Source organism: Streptomyces sp. NPDC054863 (assembly GCF_053610825.1).
Genome location: NZ_JBSGZD010000472.1, coordinates 1 through 3,587, shown reverse-complemented (window position 1 = coordinate 3,587; position 3,587 = coordinate 1). Strand labels below are relative to the sequence as shown.

Annotated in this window: 4 protein-coding genes; all 4 read left to right on the top strand. The window is 68.5% G+C overall.

Translation table 11 applies throughout. The features are described 5' to 3' along the window. The first annotated feature begins 77 nt into the window (after positions 1–77). The 4 genes from ectA to thpD all read left to right on the top strand — a co-directional run bounded on the left by ectA (position 78) and on the right by thpD (position 3,478). Entirely contained in the window at positions 78–629 is a 552-nt protein-coding gene (gene ectA / locus ACWGIG_RS37785) for a diaminobutyrate acetyltransferase (RefSeq protein ID WP_453326252.1), read from the top strand. A 217-nt stretch (positions 630–846) separates the two neighbouring features. Next, on the top strand, positions 847–2,115 hold the full coding sequence (gene ectB, locus ACWGIG_RS37780) for a diaminobutyrate--2-oxoglutarate transaminase (protein ID WP_453326251.1): 1,269 nt from the start codon (positions 847–849) through the stop codon (positions 2,113–2,115). A gap of 49 nt (positions 2,116–2,164) precedes the next feature. After that, positions 2,165–2,563 (top strand): ectoine synthase, encoded by a 399-nt coding sequence (locus ACWGIG_RS37775; RefSeq protein ID WP_189821483.1) that lies wholly within the window; start codon positions 2,165–2,167, stop codon positions 2,561–2,563. Between the two features lie 3 nt (positions 2,564–2,566). Then, positions 2,567–3,478, top strand: a complete 912-nt coding sequence (gene thpD / locus ACWGIG_RS37770; protein ID WP_453326250.1) for an ectoine hydroxylase — start codon at positions 2,567–2,569, stop codon at positions 3,476–3,478. The last annotated feature ends 109 nt before the right edge of the window (positions 3,479–3,587 follow it).

Sequence of the window (3,587 nt, the reverse complement as noted above, 5' to 3'; positions counted from 1 at the left end):
CGATAACACGGGAACCACCTTTGGCCAAGCCTGTGCCGCCATGCATTTTTTGAATTACCTCGGTAAATTTCCTCGACATGACTGCCGCACAAGCAGACCCAGTAACCACGCAGCTTTTGGAAGGCGCCGGCCCGGAGATCGACAGCCCACGAGTGGAGGACGGAGCCGCGATCTGGCGCATTGCCCGCGACTCCGAGGTCCTGGACCTGAACTCCTCGTACAGCTACCTCCTGTGGTGTCGCGACTTCGCGACGACCTCGGTGGTCGCCCGCGACCGGCCAGGTGGCGACCCGATCGCCTTCGTCACCGGCTACGTCCGCCCGGAGCGCCCCGAGACGCTGGTCGTCTGGCAGGTCGCGGTGGACAACGAGCACCGGGGCCGCGGTCTGGCGGCGGCCCTGCTGGACGCGCTGACCACGAAGGTCGCCGCCAGCCACGGCATCAGCACCGTCGAGACGACCGTGACCCCGGACAACGTCCCGTCCGACCGGTTGTTCACCTCCTACGCCGAGCGGCGCGGCGCGTCCCTGAGCCGTGAAGTCCTCTTCGACGGGGGGCTGTTCCCCCAGGACTCGGGCGAGACGCACCTGCCGGAGGTGCTGTACCGGATCAACCCCGTCGCGGCCTGAGACCGGCGGACCAGGCAGACCGGCCGGACCCGGAAGGCGGCCCGCCGCGGCCCGGCGCCGGACCGGCTCCGTCGCCGGACCGGCCGGCCCCGGACCGGCCGGCCCCGGACCGGCCGGGTCGGCCCCGGACCGGGCCGGATCGGTCCCGTCGCCGCCCGCGCCGCGCCCCCGACTTCTTCTTCGTACACCCGCCCTCTCCCCATCCCAGGAGACCGCAGTGACCATCACACCCCCCGCCCTCAGTGTCTTCGAAACCCTTGAGTCCGAGGTGCGCAGCTACTGCCGCAGCTGGCCCGCCGTGTTCGACCGCGCACAGGGCAGCCACCTCCACGACGAGGACGGCCACACCTACCTGGACTTCTTCGCCGGCGCCGGCTCCCTCAACTACGGGCACAACAACCCGGTTCTGAAACGCGCCCTGATCGACTACATCGAGCGCGACGGCATCACGCACGGCCTCGACATGGCGACGACCGCCAAGCGGGCGTTCCTGGAGACCTTCCAGAACGTGATCCTGCGGCCCAGGGACCTCCCGTACAAGGTGATGTTCCCCGGCCCGACGGGTACGAACGCCGTCGAGGCGGCGCTGAAGCTGGCCCGCAAGGTCAAGGGCCGCGAGTCCGTCGTGTCCTTCACCAACGCCTTCCACGGCATGTCGCTGGGCTCGCTCGCCGTCACCGGAAACGCCTTCAAGCGGGCGGGTGCCGGCATCCCGCTGGTGCACGGCACGCCGATGCCGTTCGACAACTACTTCGACGGCACGGTCCCGGACTTCCTGTGGTTCGAGCGCCTCCTGGAGGACCAGGGTTCGGGCCTCAACAAGCCCGCCGCCGTGATCGTGGAGACCGTGCAGGGCGAGGGCGGCATCAACGTCGCCCGCGCCGAGTGGCTGCGCGCCCTCCAGGACCTGTGCCACCGCCAGGACATGCTCCTGATCGTCGACGACATCCAGATGGGCTGCGGTCGCACCGGCGGGTTCTTCTCCTTCGAGGAGGCGGGCATCACGCCGGACATCGTCACCCTCTCGAAGTCGATCAGCGGCTACGGAATGCCCATGTCGCTCTGCCTGTTCAAGCCGGAGCTCGACGTCTGGGAGCCGGGCGAGCACAACGGCACCTTCCGCGGCAACAACCCCGCCTTCGTCACGGCCGCCGCCGCCCTCAACGCCTACTGGGCCGACGGCCAGATGGAGAAGCAGACCCAGGCCCGCGGTGAACTGGTCGAGCGCGCCCTGCTCGCCATCGCTGACGAGAACGCCGGGGCCGGCGTGAGCTTCCGCGGTCGCGGCCTGGTCTGGGGCGTCGAGTTCACCGACAAGGACCGGGCGAGCGCCGTCTGCCGCCGCGCCTTCGAGCTCGGCATGCTGCTGGAGACCTCGGGACCCCAGAGCGAGGTCGTGAAGCTGCTCCCGGCGCTCACGATCTCCGCCGACGAACTGGACGAGGGTCTGCGCATCCTGGCGCGCGCGGTCCGCGAGACCGCCTGACGCCTCGTCACTTCACCCATACCGTCGTAAGAGAAAGGCCCAAGTCACCGTGATTGTCCGCTCGTTCAAGGACATCGAAGGAACCGACCGCCATGTGAAGGCGAAGACCGGAACCTGGGAGAGCAAGCGCATCGTGCTCGCCAAGGAGAAGGTCGGCTTCTCCCTCCACGAGACGACTCTCTACGCGGGCACGGAGACCCAGATGTGGTACGCGAACCACATCGAGGCCGTGCTGTGCGTCGAGGGCGAGGCGGAACTCACCAACGACGAGACGGGCGAGACCCACTGGATCGAGCCCGGCACCATGTATCTGCTGGACGGCCACGAGCGCCACACCATGCGCCCGAAGACCGACTTCCGGTGCGTGTGCGTGTTCAACCCGCCCGTGACCGGACGGGAGGACCATGACGAGAACGGCGTTTACCCGCTGCTGACCGAGGAGGTCTGAGCCATGACCGACGTACTGACGAACCCCGCAGGCCCAGCTACCGGTGATCTCTATCCGACGCGTGGCGCCACCGAGGTGACCACCCCGCGCCAGGACCCCGTCCTCTGGGTCCCGGACGCCGAGGGCCCGATCGCGGCCGGTGACCTCGCCGGTTTCGAGCGGGACGGTTTCCTCACCGTCGACCAGCTGATCTCGGACGACGAAGTCTCCCTGTACCGGGCCGAGCTGGACCGGCTGGTCGCCGATCCGGCGGTGCGGGCGGACGGGCGCTCGATCATCGAGCCGAAGTCGCAGGACGTACGGTCGGTCTTCGAGGTGCACAGGCTCAGCACCGTCTTCGCCCAGCTCGTGCGCGACCCGCGGGTGGTGGGCAGGGCCCGTCAGATCCTCGGCTCGGACGTCTACGTCCACCAGTCGCGGATCAACGTCAAGCCCGGCTTCGGCGCCTCCGGTTTCTACTGGCACTCGGACTTCGAGACCTGGCACGCGGAGGACGGTCTGCCGAACATGCGGACCGTGTCGGTCTCGATCGCGCTCACCGAGAACCTGGACACCAACGGCGGGCTGATGATCATGCCCGGTTCGCACAAGCACTTCCTGGGCTGTGCGGGCGAGACGCCGAAGGACAACTACAAGAAGTCGCTCCAGATGCAGGACGCGGGCATTCCGTCCGACGAGGCACTGACCCGGATGGCCGACGCGCACGGCATCAGGCTCTTCACCGGGCGGGCCGGTTCGGCGACCTGGTTCGACTGCAACTGCATGCACGGCTCCGGGGACAACATCACCCCGTACGCCCGCAGCAACGTCTTCATCGTGTTCAACAGCGTGGAGAACGAGGCGGTGGAGCCGTTCGCGGCCCCGGTGCGCAGGCCCGAGTTCATCGGGGCACGGGACTTCACGCCGGTGCGGTAGCTGTCGCGCCCGTGGTGCGTGTGCACCTGTGGTGCGCCTGTGCCTGTGGTGCGTGTGCACTTGTGGTGCGTCTGCGGGTGGGGCGGGAACTCTTCGCGAGGTCCCGCCC